The organism is Nocardioides sp. LS1 (genome assembly GCF_003865225.1).
GTDB lineage: Bacteria > Actinomycetota > Actinomycetes > Propionibacteriales > Nocardioidaceae > Nocardioides > Nocardioides ginsengisegetis.
This window is the reverse complement of record NZ_BIFF01000005.1, coordinates 216996-232489: the sequence shown is the minus strand read 5'-3', so window position 1 is coordinate 232489 and position 15494 is coordinate 216996. Positions and strand designations below refer to the sequence as shown.

The following is a 15494-nucleotide window of genomic DNA, read 5'->3' as shown; positions in this document are numbered from 1 at the left end:
GGATGTCTCGCGCACAATGCAGCATGGACGTCGAGCTGCCCTCCGGGACGGTGTCGCTGCTGTTCTCCGACATCGAGGGCTCGACCGCGCTGCTGAGCCGCGCCGGCGAGGCGTACGCCGACGTCCTGGACGCCCAGCGCCGGATCCTCCGCGAGGCGTGGGCGACCTACGGCGGCACCGAGCTCGGCACCGAGGGCGACAGCTTCTACGTCGTGTTCGCGACGGCCCGCTCCGCTGTGCTCGCCGCGGCCGCGGGCCAGCGCGCGCTCGCGGCCCACGAGTGGCCGGGCGGGGCCGTGGTCCGGGTCCGGATCGGCATCCACAGCGGCGACCCGGCGCGGCACGCCGACGCCTACGTCGGCCTCGACGTCCACCGGGCCGCCCGCGTGGCCGCGGCCGCCCACGGCGGCCAGGTCGTCCTCACCGACGTGACCCGACAGCTGCTCGGTCCGCTGCCCGACGGCCTCGGCACCACCGACCTCGGCTGGCACCGCTTCCGCGACCTCGCGGCGCCCGAGCACCTGCACCAGCTCACGGGGGCGGGTCTCGACGACGCCTTCCCGCCGCTCAAGAGCCTCGGTGCCGTGAGCCGGCTCCCGGCCGAGACGACCCCGCTGGTCGGCCGCGACCGCGAGCTCGCCGATCTCCTCGACCTCGTGTCCTCCGGACGGGCGCGGCTGGTCACCCTGACGGGCCTCGGGGGTGCGGGGAAGACCCGGCTCGCCACCGCGCTCGCGGCCGCGCTCGGCGACACGTTCCCCGGCGGGGTCTACTTCGTGCCGTGCGCCGCGGTCACCGACCCGGCACGGATCTGGACCGCCGTCGCCGAGGCGCTGGGCCTGGGCGCGGACGCGGCCGGACGCGGCAGCGTCCTGGACCACCTCGGAGACCAGCGCCTCGTGCTGGTCCTGGACAACCTCGAGCACCTGGCGACGGCCGACGCGGTCGTGGCCGACCTGCTCGACGCCGTCCGCGGCCTGGTGGTCGTCGTCACCTCGCGGCGCCCGCTGCACCTGCGCGGCGAGTCGGTCCGCTCGGTCGAGCCGCTGCCCGGGCCGGAGGCGGTCGAGCTGTTCCTCCAGCAGGCGCGGCTGGTCCGCCCCGACCTGGTCCTGGACCAGCGCTACGTCGACGACGTGGTCGAGCTGTGCCGGCGCCTCGACGGGTTGCCGCTGGCGGTCGAGCTCGCCGCCGCCCGGACCCGGCTGCTCAGCCCCGGTGCGCTGCTGGCCCAGCTCCGCAGCTCGACCGCGCTGGGCGACCACGCGGCAGACCGGCCGGCCCGGCACAGGACGATCCGCGACACCATCGCCTGGAGCCACGACCTGCTCGAACCCCACTTGCAACGGGTGTTCCGCAGGCTGGCGGTCTTCGTGGAGGGCACCGGCTTCGACGGGGTGCAGGCCGTCGCCGCCGACGGGCAGGACCCCCTCGACGCGGTCACCGAGCTCGCCGACGCGGCGCTCGTCGTGGTCGGGGAGGACACCGACCGCCAGCCCCGGGTCGTGCTGCTGGCCACCGTCCGTGACGTGGCCCTCGAGCTGCTGGCCGACTCGGGCGAGGAGGACGACGTACGCCGGGCGCACGCGGCGTACTGCGCCGAGCTGGTCGCGCGGCTCACCGCCCGCCTGCACACCGCCGGCGACGTCGATGCCCGCTGCCACCTCCGCACCGACTACCCCAACATCCGCGAGGCGCTCGCGTGGACGCTCCGGCCGGGCGCGGCGGTGCCCCCGCCACCGGACCTGGCGGCGCTGGGCGTCCACCTGGCCGCGATGCTGCGCGAGCTCTGGCGGCTCCCCGACCCCGAGCCGGACCCGGACGAGTGGCTGCGCCGGGCCGTCGAGCTGGCCGGCGACGAGGACAGCCCGGACCTGGCCGCGGTGCTCGGTGCACTGGGCATGGGCGTCGACGAAGGGACGGTGACCCACGCCCTGGAGATGAGCCGACGCCTCGGCGACGACCGCGGGACGGCCGAGGCGCTGCACCTCTTGGAGCGCTTCCACACCGACGACCACGAGCGCTGTCGGGCACTGCTGGACGAGAGCATCGCGCTCGCCCGCCGCGCCGACGACCGGCTGCGGCTCTCGTGGGTGCTCGGCCGTCGCGCGGACCTGCACCTGCGGGCCGGCGAGCCCGAGCAGGCCCTCGAGCGCCTCGCCGAGGTCGTGACGCTGACCCGGCAGCGCGGGGACCAGCGCACCGAGCTCGAGGCCCGGCTCGACATGGTCGAGCCGCTGCTCGAGCTCGGTCGGGTCGGGGAGGCCAGGACCCTGCTCCGCGAGCTGGTCGAGCTCGCCCGCCAGGTGGGGGAGGAGATCCTGACCGCCGACCTGCTGGACGGTTACGCCCGCCTGCTGGCGGCCCTCGCGATCGACGACCTCGCCGCGCTGGTGCTGGGGGCGCACACGGCCGCCGTCGCCCGTCTCTACGACGTGCGGGACGCCGACGAGGAGCTCGCCCGGTGGCTGGCGCACAGCCCGATGACGGCGGGCCGCGACCGGCTCGGCGGCATGTGGGACCTCTACGTCCGGGCCGGCCGGTCCGAGTCGATCGACGCGGCGCTGGAGATCGCCATGCGGGCAACCTCGGGGTGACGACGTGAGCGGTCCCGAACGCTGATAGAACCTGTTCCCATGAAGAGCGCCGATGTCATCGTCGTCGGAGCCGGCCTCGCCGGCCTCACCGCTGCCGCGGAGGCGGCCGACGCGGGTCGCAGCGTGCTGCTGCTCGACCAGGAGCCGGAGCAGTCGCTCGGTGGGCAGGCCTTCTGGAGCCTCGGCGGGCTCTTCCTCGTCGACAGCCCCGAGCAGCGCCGGATGGGCATCAAGGACTCCCACGAGCTCGCCCTCCAGGACTGGATGGGCAGCGCGCAGTTCGACCGCGACGAGGACCACTGGCCGCGCCAGTGGGCCGAGGCGTACGTCGACTTCGCGGCCGGCGAGAAGCGCTCCTGGCTGCACGAGATGGGGCACCGGATCTTCCCCGTCGTGGGCTGGGCCGAGCGGGGCGACGGCCGGGCCGAGGGCCACGGCAACTCCGTCCCGCGGTTCCACCTGACCTGGGGCACCGGACCCGGGGTGGTCGCGCCGTTCGAGCGGCGGGTCCGCGAGCACGCCGACGCCGGCCGGATCGTCTTCTGCTTCCGGCACCGCGTCGACGAGCTGGTGGTCGAGTCGGGCGCGGTGGTCGGCGTACGCGGTCGGGTGCTGGAGCCCTCCGACATCGAGCGCGGCAAGGCCAGCAGCCGGGTCGAGACCGACGACTTCGAGCTGCGCGGGCAGGCCGTGATCGTGACCAGCGGCGGCATCGGCGGCAATCACGACCTGGTCCGCAAGTCCTGGCCGGCCCGGCTGGGCGCGCCGCCGAAGACCATGGTCGCGGGCGTCCCCGCCCACGTCGACGGCCGGATGATCGGCATCACCGAGGCGGCCGGCGCCCGGGTGATCAACCCCGACCGGATGTGGCACTACGTCGAGGGCCTGCGCAACTGGGACCCGATCTGGGACAACCACGGCATCCGGATCCTGCCCGGGCCGTCGTCGCTGTGGCTGGACGCGACCGGCAAGCGGCTGCCCGCGCCCTACTTCCCGGGCTTCGACACCCTCGGCACCCTCGCCCACCTGCGCACGACGGGGCACGACTACTCGTGGTTCGTGCTGACCCAGAAGATCATCGAGAAGGAGTTCGCGCTGTCGGGCTCCGAGCAGAACCCCGACATCACCGGCAAGGACATCAAGCTGCTGCTCTCCCGCGTGCGTCCCGGCGCGCCCGGGCCGATCGAGGCGTTCAAGCAGCACGGCGAGGACTTCGTCGTCGCCGACACCCTCGCCGAGCTCGTCGCCGGGATGAACCGCGTGGGGGACCCGGGCCTGATCTCGGAGGAGTCGCTGCGCTCGCTGATCGAGAAGCGCGACCGCGAGATCGACAACCCCTACGGCAAGGACGCCCAGATCACCGCCATGCACGGCGCTCGCAACTACCGCGGCGACAAGCTGATCCGGGTGGCCACGCCGCACAAGATGCTGGACCCCAAGGCCGGCCCGCTCATCGCCGTACGCCTCAACATCCTGACCCGCAAGACCCTCGGCGGCCTCGAGACCGACCTCTCCGGGCGCTGCCTGACCTCCTCCGGCGAGCCCCTCCCCGGCCTGTACGCCGCCGGCGAGGTCAACGGCTTCGGCGGCGGGGGCATGCACGGCTACAACGCCCTCGAGGGCACGTTCCTCGGTGGCTGCCTGTTCTCCGGGCGGACCGCCGGTCGGGCTGCGGCGGCTGCCTGCGGGTGAGCCGGGCGACCCGCCAGGTCACGACTCGATCACGACCGCTGACAACGGGTCGTCGGGAGTAGCACGATCTGGCGCACGGGGGTGGTGGGTCTTGGAGCTTCCGGTCTCGGGTGTCGCGCTGCTCGTGCTCGTCGCGCTGCTGGCTGGTTGCAGGGCCCACCATCGTGCTCCCGTGGAGCGCGCTGTCGCGTAACCAACGCACGCACCCGAGCGTTGTCACGCCATGAAGTCGCTGCTGGCCGTCGCCGCCGTCGCCGCCCTGTCACTCCCGCTCGTGCCCGCGCACGCCGCGCCGGCGCCGCAGACCCGCACGACCAGCGCCGCGACGGCGCTCAGGGCCCCGGCCTACAAGCAGTACGTCGCCCTCGGTGACTCCTGGTCCGCCGACGTCGTCTTCGCCAACTCCGACGGCACGCCCGACGACACCTACGCGCCGATCGACTGCGCGCAGTCGCACCACAACTACCCGAAGATCATCGCGGCGACCCTGGGTGTGCCGATCAAGGACGCGACCTGCGGCTCGGCCACGACCGACGACTTCACGGCGCCGCAGGACCTCCCGGCCGGCGGCCAGAACCCGCCCCAGTTCAACCGCCTGACCAAGCAGACCGACCTGGTCACCGTCGGCATCGGCGGCAACGACGCGGGCATCGCAGGCGCCGGCATGGACTGCCTCAACGCGCTCCCCGTCGCCAACCCGCTGCCCGACGGCACGGTGCCGAGCCTGCCGGACAACCCGGTGCCGATCATCGGCTCCGAGCCGCCGCTGGGCGGCTGCAAGGCGAAGTACACCGCGGGCGGCCACGACCGGCTCTCCGAGCGGATCCAGGAGAGCGAGCCCAAGCTGGTCGCGGCGTTCCGGGCCATCCACCGGATCTCGCCGAAGGCCCGGATCCTCGCGATCGACTACCTCTCGCTGGTGCCCGACCACGGCTGCTACCCGACCGTCCCGGCCACCGACGAGGACATGGCCTACATCCACGCGAAGTTCATCGAGCTCAACGCGATGGTCAAGCAGGCGGCGGCCGAGGGCGGCGCGGAGTTCGTCAACACCTTCACGCCGACGCTCGGCCACGACTTCTGCCAGCTGCCCACGGTGCGCTACGGCGAGATCTACGGCCCCTCCGTCAACGATCCGGCCGTCGGCGTCCCGGCGCACCCCAACGCGGCCGGTGCCCGGGCGCAGGCCGCGGTGATCCTGAAGTACCTCAGGAACCACTGACGGCCAGCGCCACCGCCAGCAGCACCGAGACGAGGACGATCGCGCCGGTCATCGCCAGCCCGAGCTCGAACGACGGCAGCGACGTCCGGGTCCTCATCGCCCGCTCCACCCGCGCCCAGCGCAGGTAGGCCAACGCGGTCATCGCGCCGGCGAACAGCACCAGCAGCACGACCACCGTCGTGCGCAGCCAGTCGGACTCCGGCACGCCCAGCGAGTGCAGGGCGACCGCGCCGGCGAGCACGGCGAGCGCCGTACGGATCCAGGCGAGAAAGGTCCGCTCGTTCGCGAGGCTGAAGCGCGGGTCCGGCTCCTGCCCGGCGTCGTAGACCCAGCGGGGATGGCGTTCGGTCACGCAGTCAGCGTAGGGGCCGCGGTCAGCAGTCCTTGTCGATCCGCTCGAACTGCAGCACGGACGGGTCGGTGAGCGTCGCGCCCCCGCCGTCCTCGGTCGACCAGGTGACGTCGAAGCCGTTGACCACGCCGGGGAGCGGCCCGATGTCCGGGCGCAGCCGCACGACCAGGCGGTACGTCGTTCCCGCCGCCAGCGACGCACCGGAGTCCGGCATCCGAGGGCCGTGCTTGTCGACGAACCGCTGCCCCTGCGGCCACGGCACGAACGCCCCGTCGTCGGTCGAGTCCTCCACCAACCACGTCCCGACGACCCGGACGTTGCCAAGGTTGGCCGGACCGGCCTTCTCGAGGGTCGCGTCGGCGTGGGCGGTGAACTGGGTGCCGCTCCACAGGTAGTCGCCGTCGCGCTTGCCCAGCGCCGTGCAGTAGGTCCCGACCCCGGCCGAGCCCGCGAGCTCGACCGCGGGGGCGGCGCGTGCGTCGGACGAGGCGGACGACGTCGACGTCGCGGCCGGTGCGGGCTTGGAGTCGTGGGACTCACACCCCGCGGCCAGGGTGGCGGCGGCAAGGGTGACGGCGAGCGCGAGGCCCGAGAGGCGCGAGTGCATGTGGCGTATGTCCCCAGCGCTTCCGGTCCCCAAACCAGCACCCTAGGGTCGCGGTCATGGGTCACGAGTTCGACAGCCACATCGACGTCACCCGCGAGTCCGAGGGGTTGTACTCGGCCGACCTCAGCTCTGGCTGGGTGGTCGGGGGCGGCGTCAACGGCGGCTACCTGCTGGCCGTCCTCGGCAACGCCCTGCGCGCCGCGCTGCCCGGCAAGCCCGACCCGCTGTCGATCAGCGCCTACTACCTGTCCGCGTCGCGGCCCGGACCCGCGCAGGTGGCGATCGACGTACGTCGTGACGGCGGCAGCGTCGCCACCGCCGCCGCCGACCTGCGCCAGGGCGACGACGTGCGGATCACCGCGCTCGCGACGTACGGCGACCTCGACCTCGGCGCCGACGACGTCCGCACCACCGCCGTCGAGCCCGACATGCCCGCCCCCGACGACTGCGTCCCCACCACCCTCGCGCCCGAGGACGTACGCCGGATGGCGCCGATCATGGAGCGCTTCGACATCCGCTTCCACCCCGCCAACATCGGCTGGGCCGTCGGCCAGCCCAGCGGCGAGGGCGTGATGAGCGCCTGGTTCCGCCTCGCCGACGGCCGCGACCCCGACCCGATCCTGCTGCTCGCCATCGTCGATGCCCTGCCGCCCGTGACCTTCGACCTCGGCATGCCCGGCTGGGCCCCGACCCTCGAGCTGACCGCGCACGTCCGTGCCAAGCCGGCCCCGGGCTGGCTCAAGGTCCGCCACGCCACCCGCAACATGGCCGGTGGGATGTTCGAGGAGGACTGCGAGGTCTGGGACTCCGCCGGCCGTCTCGTCGCGCAGAGCAGGCAGCTGGCCCGCCAGCCCCGCTGACATCCGCTGGTCGAGCTTGGACATCCGCTGGTCGAGCTTGGACATCCGCTGGTCGAGCTTGCCGAGACCCCGGATTCCTCGGACTTCGTTGGCCGAACCTCCACCCCAAGGGGTGATTTTTCGGTGGGGGGAGGCTTTCGCGTGGAAATAGCCTGCATATGGTCGGGGCCAGCGGTCTAGCCCATTAGTCTTGTCTAGACCGCGGGATGGGGACTCTCAACGCGGGGTCATCGGGTGCGGGTGCGACTCCGATGTCTTTTCTGTGCGCACACTCATCTCAGAGGGAAATACATGTTCAACACTCATGGGGCCCGCATCAGCATGCTTGCTGTCGGTTCATTGCTCATCGTGGGGATCGGGGCGACCGGCGCTTTCGCGGACGGCACTCCCAGCCCCGATTCCATGGTCGTCCGCCACGGCGCCGACTGGTACACGCAGGCGTACGAGGACACCACCAACGGCGCCTACACCGTCCCGGAGCAGTCCGACGTCACCGGTCCGCAGCGCGCGCCGTTCGGCACCGGCAGCCACCAGATGACCGTCGGCCAGTTCGAGGTGCAGACCGAGCTCTACCGCACGGACCTCTACGACGGTGTCAACCTGGGCAACCTCACCCGGCTCGAGTACTCCACGTTCGCGCGCAGCACGGCCGGCGGCGCCGACCGTCAGCCGACCTACCTGCGCCTCACCGTGGACAGCGACGGCACCGGCGGCGCCGACACCAGCCTCTTCTTCTTCCCGGCCAACAACGGGACCGTCGTCAACGGTGTGTGGCAGGACTGGAACGTCACCGACGGTCTGATGAACGTCGACGGTGACTCCGGCGCCGGTCAGATCAGCCTCGCGGCCTACGCCGCGGCTCACCCGAACGCCGTGCTCGCCAACAACCGGTTCGACGCCGGCCACGACGGCGGCGCGGTCTCGCTGATCTCCGGTGACGCCAACACGATGACCCGCGGTGAGTACTTCGTCGACCGCGTCATCGTCGGCAAGAACGGCCAGGACACGCTGTTCGACTTCGGCCCGAACGCCGAGACCGACGGCGGCACGACGCAGCTCACCGTCGACCCCGACCACGCGCAGGGCTGGCAGAGTCAGGCCTACGACGACGCGAACTACCTGAGCTCCGACCAGCAGTTCGTCGCTGGGCCGGGCACCCCGCCCGTCGGCGACGGCAGCCTGAAGATGTCGCTGAGCACTGCCGACAACGCTGGGCGCGTCGAGCTGTTCCGCACCGAGCAGTACGACGGCACCCGGGTCCGCGACCTGCGCACGATCACCTACTCGACGTACTCGCGCGCCGACAACGGCAACAACACCCCGCAGCAGCCGGCCTACCTGCGCCTCTCCGTCGACAACGACGGCGACGGCACCACGGACGCCTCGCTCTTCTACTACCCGGCCAACAACGGGGCCGTCGAGCAGAGCACCTGGCAGACCTGGCACGCCGGCACCGGCGTCTGGGGCGTCAACGGTGACGACGCGCAGCAGAGCATCACGCTCGACCAGTACGCCGTGGCCCACCCCGACGCGACCATCGTCAAGAACGAGGACGCGTCTGACACCAGCCAGGTCGACGGCGGCGTTGCGTTCATCGTCGGCGGTGCCGGCGCGTCCACCCAGATGAACGGCGAGTACTTCCTCGACGACATCACCATCAGCAAGGTCGACGCGGCCACCGGCTCCGTCGACTCCGGCAAGGAGTTCGACCTCGAGCCGACTGCGACGACCCCGCCGACGCCGCCGGTCGGCATCCACCCGGCCATCAAGGCTGTGCACGTGCCCGCGAGCGACTCGATCGCCGGCTACGACCGGATCACGGTCAACGCTGGTTCCGCCGGTGCGGACGCCGTGGTGTCGCTCTACCGCGTGAAGGACGGCGTGGCGAAGAAGGTCAAGTCGAAGGTGCTCGGCGCCGACGGCAAGGTGATCTTCAAGCGTGCCGACCTGAACGGCAGCAAGAAGAACTACTACTTCGCCAAGGTGTCGGAGACCGCCACCAACCTGAAGGGTCGCACGGCCACCATCGCCGTCAAGTGACCACGTAGTACTCACCGGCGGGTCCCGGGGCAGTCGCAGTGACTGTCCCGGGACCGGCTCACCCAGACGCGGTGCGGGCCGCTCTCTGTTCGCCGCAGCGCGGGAATGGCCCGCACCGCCTGTGTCTGGCAGGACCCTCGTGCGGTGCGACCGCATCAGGAGCGCCACATGGGTCATTCGACCCATGCGATGGACCACCAGGATGCACAGCACGCCCGACGCGCGACGGCCACCGCCGGCGCGACAGTCGGAGGCATGACCACCCACATCGACACCCTCATCATCGGAGCCGGCCAGACCGGCCTCAGCACGGCGTACCACCTCACCCGCCACGGCCGCGACTGCGTCGTCCTCGACGCCGGCGCCCGCATCGGGGACGGCTGGCGCCAGCAGTGGGACACGCTCAGGCTCTACAGCCCCGCGAGGTACGACGGGCTGCCCGGCATGCCCTTCCCGGCCGAGCCGTGGTCCTACCCCGGCAAGGACCAGGTCGCCGACTACGTCGAGGCCTACGCCCGGCACTTCGACCTGCCGGTCCGTCTCGGGGTCCGCGTCCAGGCCGTCGACCGGGCGGGGGAGGGCTACCTCGTCACCACATCGCACGGTGACTACACCTGCGACAACGTCGTGGTCGCGACCGGCACCTTCGGGCGCACGCCGCACGTCCCCGAACTCGCCCACGACCTCGACCCCGGCATCCTCCAGCTCCACTCGAGCGAGTACCGCCGTCCCGGCCAGCTCCAGGCCGGCCCGGTCCTGGTCGTCGGGGGCTCGCACTCCGGCTGCGACATCGCCTACGAGGTGGCCGAGACACACGAGACGATCCTGGCCGGCCGGGACCCGGGGCAGATCCCGTTCCGGCTGGAGTCCGGGCGGGCACGGGTCGCGTTCCCGCTGATGATCCGGGTCTGGCGGCACGTGCTGACGCGTCGTACGCCCATCGGCCGCAAGCTCACCGACGAGATCCGCCACCACGGCGGCCCGATGCTGAGGGTCAAGCGCGACGACCTCGTCCGGCGCGGTGTCGACCGCAGGCTCGACCGCGTCGACGGCGTGGTCGACGGCCGGCCGACGGTCGGCGGGCAGCCGGTCGATGTCCGCAACGTCGTCTGGGCCACGGGCTTCCAGCAGAAGTTCGACTGGATCCGGTTGCCGGTCTTCGGCGAGGACGGCTGGCCGTTGGAGTATCGCGGCGTCGTAGACGACGCCCCGGGGCTCTTCTTCGTCGGCCTCTGCTTCCAGTTCGGGTTCACCTCGATGCTGATGGAGGGGGCCGGCCGCGATGCGGCGTACGTCGTGGACCGGATCCTGGCCCGGTCGCGGAACCGGACCAGCGCCGCCGCCTGAGCCCTACGATCCGGGCATGGGCACTGTCGACGACCTCGTGCGGGCCCGCGAGACCTTCGAGCGCGGCGACTGGATCGCCGCGCTCGAGGCGTGGTCGGCGGCCGACCCGGGGTCGCTCGACGCCGACGACTCCCTGCACCTGGCGACGGTCGCCCAGCTGCTGGGTCGGCACGACGAGGCGGTCGGCGGGTTCCAGCGCGCCTTCCAGGGCTACCTCGACGAGGGGCGGACCACCGCCGCAGCGCGCGCCGCGTCGTGGCTGGCGATGCTGCACGCGACCACCGGTGCCCCCGAGCTGTCCGCCGGGTGGGGAGGCCGGGCCGAGCGACTGCTGGAGGGTGTCGAGGAGGACGTCGTCGAGCGTGGCTACGTCTCCCTGCGGCAGATGTTCATGGCCCTCCACGCCGGCGACCTCCCTCGTGCCCTCGAGCGGGCCGGCGACATGGTTGAGCGGGCGCGGCGCTTCGCCGACGCAGACCTGCTGGCGATCGGTCTCGCCGCGCAGGGCCGGGTGACTCTCTACTCGGGCGAGGTGCGCACCGGGCTCGCGCTCTTCGACGAGGCGATGGTCGGGGTGGCGGCCGGTGAGGTGTCGGCGATCTTCGCCGGCGAGGCCTACTGCGTGATGATCGAGGGCTGTCAGGAGGTCGGCGACCTGGGCCGCGCGGCCGCCTGGACCGAGGCGCTGCACCGGTGGTGCCAGGCGCAGCCGGGGCTGGTCGCGTTCACCGGGCAGTGCGCGGTCCACCGGGGCCAGATCATGGCGCTGCGTGGCGCGTTCCGCGAGGCCATCGAGGAGTACGCCCACGCCATCCCGCGCTACGTCTCCTCCCGCAACGAGGCCGCCTGCGGTCTGGCCCATGCCGAGCGAGGCGACGCCCACCGGGTGCTGGGGGAGCTCGATGCGGCCGAGGCCGCCTACGAGGCCGCCGCCGGCCACGGCTACGAGCCCCAGCCCGGGTTGGCGCTGCTGTGGGTCGCGCGCGGTCGGCAGTCCGCCGCGGTCGGCGCTGTACGCCGTCTGCTCGCCGAGGTCGGCGACCCGGTGTCCCGCTCGCGACTGCTGGTCGGCGCCATCGAGGTGCTCCGCTCCTGCGAGCAGCCCACGACCGACCTCGTCGAGGAGCTCGAGGCGATCGCCTCGTCCTTCGACTGCGCGTCCCTGGTGGCCGCGGCGGCCTTCGCGCGGGGGCGCGCGGCCCTCGACACGGGCGACGCCGCGGGGGCGCTGCCCTACCTGCGCAAGGCGTCCTCGCTCTGGACGTCGCTGGACGCGCCCTACGAGGTGGCCCGGGTGCGCGTCGAGATCGGCCGCGCCCTCGCCGCGCTGGGGGACGGGTCGTCGGCGGCGCTCGAGCTCACCGCGGCGCGGCGTACCTTCGAGGCGCTCGGCACCCGACCGGCGCTCGAGCAGGTCGACTCCCTCCTGGTGCCGGCGTCCCTGCCGGGCGGGCTCACGGCACGCGAGGTGGAGGTGCTCCGCCTGGTGGCCACGGGTCGCTCCAACACGCAGATCGCCGCGGAGCTGGTCCTCAGCGAGAAGACGGTCGCCCGTCACCTGTCCAACATCTTCGGCAAGCTGGACGTCGGGTCGCGCACCGCCGCTGCCGCCTACGCGTTCGAGCACGGGCTGGCGTAGGGGCAGGGAGCAGTCAGGCGACGAGCACCCAGTGGCCGGGCCACTGCTCGACGTAGGCGCCGCGGCGGGCGCGCAGCACAGGTGGCGCTGTCGACGTGTAGCGATGCCCCGTCGGTGTGGTGGTCTCGACGGTGTGGCCGGGTTCGTCGGGGCGTGGCCGGGCCCGCCAGCCGGGGGCCTGCTTGGCGTGGTTGCACTGCTGGCACAGCCCCTGGCCGTCGTCGACCTCGGTCGTGCCGGTCAGCGCATGTCCGGTGACGTGGTCGTGGTGGGCGATGGGAGCGTTGCACCAGGGCGTCCGGCAGAACTGGTCGCGGTCCTCGAGCAGGCCGCCCATCGACTCGGGGAAGAGCCGGCCGCGAGCGTCCTTGGCGACCAAATCGCCGTCGAAAGGCCGGGTGAAGAGTCGCTTCAGCCAGGTCCGCTGGCCCGCGGTGAGCGCCCGCCGGACCAGGTCGCGGGCGAGGCCGGCCGGGATCGGGCCGACGCCGTCGAGGTGCGCGGTGTCGTGGTGGCCGCCGAGCAGGGCCTCGGCGGACAGGGTCACGCCGAGGGCGACCGGGACGACGGGCTGGCCGTCGGGGGAGTGCTGGCGGATCCCCGTCGTACGGGCGACGAGGGTGTCGGCCATGACCTGCCCCCGGCCACGGGGGTCGCCGGTCGCGATGGTGCTGTCGGCGGCGGCCTTGAGCGCTGCGTAGGCCGCCACGGCCTGGGCCACGGGGAGCAGGACGGTCAGGTAGGCCATGGTGTCCGGCGCGGGCCGCAGCGTCACCCGGCGCTCGGACTCGGCGCGACGGCGGCGCGCGGCGACGGAGGCCGGGTCGAGCCGGCAGACGAGCTTGTGGAGCTCGGCGAGGACGACCCGGTCGGAGTAGCCCTCGAGCGCCTCGGGGTCGCCGGCAATGGCCCGGTCGACGGCGAGGCGGTCCTCGAGGCTGAGGCAGGCGGTCTCGCGGGCGATGATCATCGCGCGGAACTCGGTGATGTGCCCACCGTCGAACGCGGCCGCGGTGTGCGGCAGCTCGCCGGCGTCCAGGATCTTCGCCAGCGAGAGGTGCTGGCGGCCGCGGTGGGGCGACTCGCGGCGGGCCAGGGCGACCTGCTCGGCGATGCCACGGCCACGCTGATCGGCTGGGAGACCGCGGTCGGCCTGGGCCCGACGCTGGGACCGGTCGAAGGCCGCGGCGAGCCTCGCCTGCCGGGCCTCGAGCAGGCACTTGGCGCGCTCGGCGGCCCGGATCTCGTCGATGATCGCCTCGTCGGAGGACGGGAGGTCGGCATGCTCGAGCAGCGTGAGCGCGCTCCCGAAGGAGCTCGCGGATCGCAACTGTTCGAACATGTGTTCGAGTCTACGTCTGCGCGCCGATCTGGTCAAGAGCCGCGTCGCTGTCGTGCAGGGCTGGCCCCTGGTCGAGCCACCACGTCGCGCTGCGTGCCATCCACTCGGTCTCGCTCTTGGCGAGCTTCTTCAGCGTCGTGCCGCCGTTCATCCCGAGCGCGAACATCGTCGCGTGTCGCTCCACCGGCCTCGAGTGCTCGTCGAGGTGACCCAGCAGCGCGGTGGCCTCGGCGGGCTTGATCGGCTCGGGGTTGAGGCCGAGGTTGACCAGCGCCCGCGCGCGAATCGTCGGCCGGGTCTCGGCGAGCGACTGCAGCAGCACCCGCGAGCGCCCCATCCGGTGCCCGACCCGCATCAGCACGGTCAGCGCCCGCGCGGCCATCAGGTCGTTGCTGTGGGTGGCGAGGTCCTGGCAGTGCTTGGCGACGGCGGGGGCGTACGGCGTGGCCGCGAGCAGCAGTGCCGCGTGGTGCCGGCGCGGCTTGTGGGCATGGAGCAGCGACTCGCGGAGCAGGCGGCGCAGCATCGCGTCGTTCTCGTGGGGGCTGTGGGTCGGGGTGTCGCGCTGGACCGCCGCCGAGAGCCGCTGCACCACGGCCGCGGTCTGCTGCGTCGGCACCAGCTCGCCGCCCTTGCGGGAGCCGATCACGAGGTCGAAGGCGCGCCGGTTGCGCAGGCCGCCCTTCGCCCGCTCCCACGACTCGTCGGGGAGCTGGACGGCGAGGTCGAAGGAGTCGAGGCGGCCGTCGAGGGACTCGCCGCGGCGCAGACTGCCGACCACGTGGCTCTCGAGCTGGGGGAGGGCGTGGGCGCCGAAGTGCCCCCGCGACACCTTCACGGCCGCCACCGACGAGGCGGCGCTGCGGAGGTTCTTGTCCTCCGACGTCAGCATTCGCAGCACGAGGTCGCCGGCGACCTCGTCGGCGATCTCGGTGAGCAGGCTGAGCACGGGCGCGACGACCTGGGTGTCGGGGTTCATGACGAACCCGCCGATCGCGCGGGTCAGGTGGCGTTGCGCGTTGGGGTGCCGGATGAGGCCCGCGGCGGCCTCGTAGCGTCGTACGAAACCAACGCCCACCGACACCGCCAGCTCCTGCACCAGCCGGGAGGAAAGCGTTGCCCACTCCTGCTGGCGCAGGTAGACGCGGTCGTAGGCGCCCAGCTGGCCCACCAGTCGCAGCCAGTGCGCGCCAGTCGCCTTGCCCTCGTCGATGAGCTCGAGCAGCCGGTCCATGTCGCCGTCGGTGAGGTCGGCGCCGCGCAGCGCACCCTCGCGGGGCGCGGGCCCGTTGCCGAACGTACGCCGCAGCCCCGCCGCCACCGCCACCAGCGAGCCCTCGGTCAGTCCGAGCGCCTGCTCGTACGTCGCCGCCACCTGCCCCGACACCGGGTGCAGGCCGGACTCCCAGCGGGAGATGCGGGAGTTGTCGATCTTGATGCCCTGGTCGGCCAGGGCCTTGATGAAGCCGTCGCGGCGGGCGAGCTCGGGGTCGGGGTTGAGCAGGCGCGCGGACGTCAGCAGCCAGGCGATGCGCTGGTCGCAGCCGATCGTGGTCGAGCCCATCGGGCTCGGATCCTCCGGCAGCCGTTGCGGCCGGCCCCGCTTGCGCGCCTGTACTGGCGCAGCAGCGCTCGTGTCACTCACTCGTGGCCCCCGCCTGAGTCATGTTCGTATGCCGGACGTCCGGCCCCCCGGCCCTATTTATTGCAGAAACAAATGTGACCTGCAACAACAACGGTCATATCCGTAGTGCAGCAATAGCGTCCACTTTGCACTCGGGATCAGCGTCCGGGTG

Annotated in this window: 11 protein-coding genes; 7 read left to right on the top strand and 4 right to left on the bottom strand. The window is 72.6% G+C overall.

All coding sequences use genetic code 11. The annotated features are described in order from the left end of the window. Positions 1–23 precede the first annotated feature (23 nt). From EJF31_RS15285 to EJF31_RS15275, 3 genes are all read left to right on the top strand, one after another. Positions 24–2597, top strand: coding sequence for a tetratricopeptide repeat protein (locus EJF31_RS15285; protein WP_185736297.1), 2574 nt, complete (start codon positions 24–26; stop codon positions 2595–2597). Between the two features lie 21 nt (positions 2598–2618). Continuing rightward, positions 2619–4289 (top strand): FAD-binding dehydrogenase, encoded by a 1671-nt coding sequence (locus tag EJF31_RS15280; protein ID WP_307718982.1) that lies wholly within the window; start codon positions 2619–2621, stop codon positions 4287–4289. A 223-nt stretch (positions 4290–4512) separates the two neighbouring features. Beyond that, complete coding sequence (locus EJF31_RS15275; protein ID WP_125038006.1) at positions 4513–5511, top strand: SGNH/GDSL hydrolase family protein; 999 nt, start codon at positions 4513–4515, stop codon at positions 5509–5511. On the opposite strand, the gene EJF31_RS15270 is transcribed toward EJF31_RS15275, so the two are convergent. Together EJF31_RS15270 and EJF31_RS15265 are read right to left on the bottom strand one after the other, a co-directional pair. After that, positions 5498–5863 carry a YidH family protein gene (locus EJF31_RS15270; RefSeq protein ID WP_125038005.1) on the bottom strand — a complete coding sequence of 122 codons (366 nt, stop codon included), beginning with the start codon at positions 5861–5863 and terminating at the stop codon, positions 5498–5500. The two genes, EJF31_RS15275 and EJF31_RS15270, sit on opposite strands and share 14 nt — an antisense overlap. A 22-nt stretch (positions 5864–5885) precedes the next feature. Then, positions 5886–6470 (bottom strand): hypothetical protein, encoded by a 585-nt coding sequence (locus EJF31_RS15265; protein WP_125038004.1) that lies wholly within the window; start codon positions 6468–6470, stop codon positions 5886–5888. A gap of 56 nt (positions 6471–6526) precedes the next feature. Here EJF31_RS15265 and EJF31_RS15260 point away from each other — a divergent pair, with 56 nt between their 5' ends. The 4 genes from EJF31_RS15260 to EJF31_RS15245 all read left to right on the top strand — a co-directional run bounded on the left by EJF31_RS15260 (position 6527) and on the right by EJF31_RS15245 (position 12356). Further along, the gene (locus tag EJF31_RS15260) at positions 6527–7330 is read left to right on the top strand and encodes a thioesterase family protein (protein WP_125038003.1); all 804 of its coding nucleotides are present in this window, start codon (positions 6527–6529) and stop codon (positions 7328–7330) included. Between the two features lie 402 nt (positions 7331–7732). After that, a complete protein-coding gene (locus EJF31_RS15255; RefSeq protein WP_125038002.1) occupies positions 7733–9370 on the top strand; it encodes a hypothetical protein in 1638 nt (545 codons plus the stop codon). A 255-nt stretch (positions 9371–9625) separates the two neighbouring features. Beyond that, positions 9626–10717, top strand: a complete 1092-nt coding sequence (locus tag EJF31_RS15250) for an NAD(P)/FAD-dependent oxidoreductase (RefSeq protein WP_125038001.1) — start codon at positions 9626–9628, stop codon at positions 10715–10717. 16 nt (positions 10718–10733) lie between these two features. Beyond that, entirely contained in the window at positions 10734–12356 is a 1623-nt protein-coding gene (locus EJF31_RS15245) for a response regulator transcription factor (RefSeq protein WP_125038000.1), read from the top strand. A 13-nt stretch (positions 12357–12369) separates the two neighbouring features. On the opposite strand, the gene EJF31_RS15240 is transcribed toward EJF31_RS15245, so the two are convergent. Beyond that, positions 12370–13698: an HNH endonuclease signature motif containing protein gene (locus tag EJF31_RS15240; protein WP_221767595.1), complete on the bottom strand. Its 1329-nt coding sequence runs from the start codon at positions 13696–13698 to the stop codon at positions 12370–12372. Positions 13699–13708: 10 nt separating this feature from the next. Beyond that, positions 13709–15262 carry a hypothetical protein gene (locus EJF31_RS15235; protein WP_125037999.1) on the bottom strand — a complete coding sequence of 518 codons (1554 nt, stop codon included), beginning with the start codon at positions 15260–15262 and terminating at the stop codon, positions 13709–13711. Positions 15263–15494: the final 232 nt, after the last annotated feature.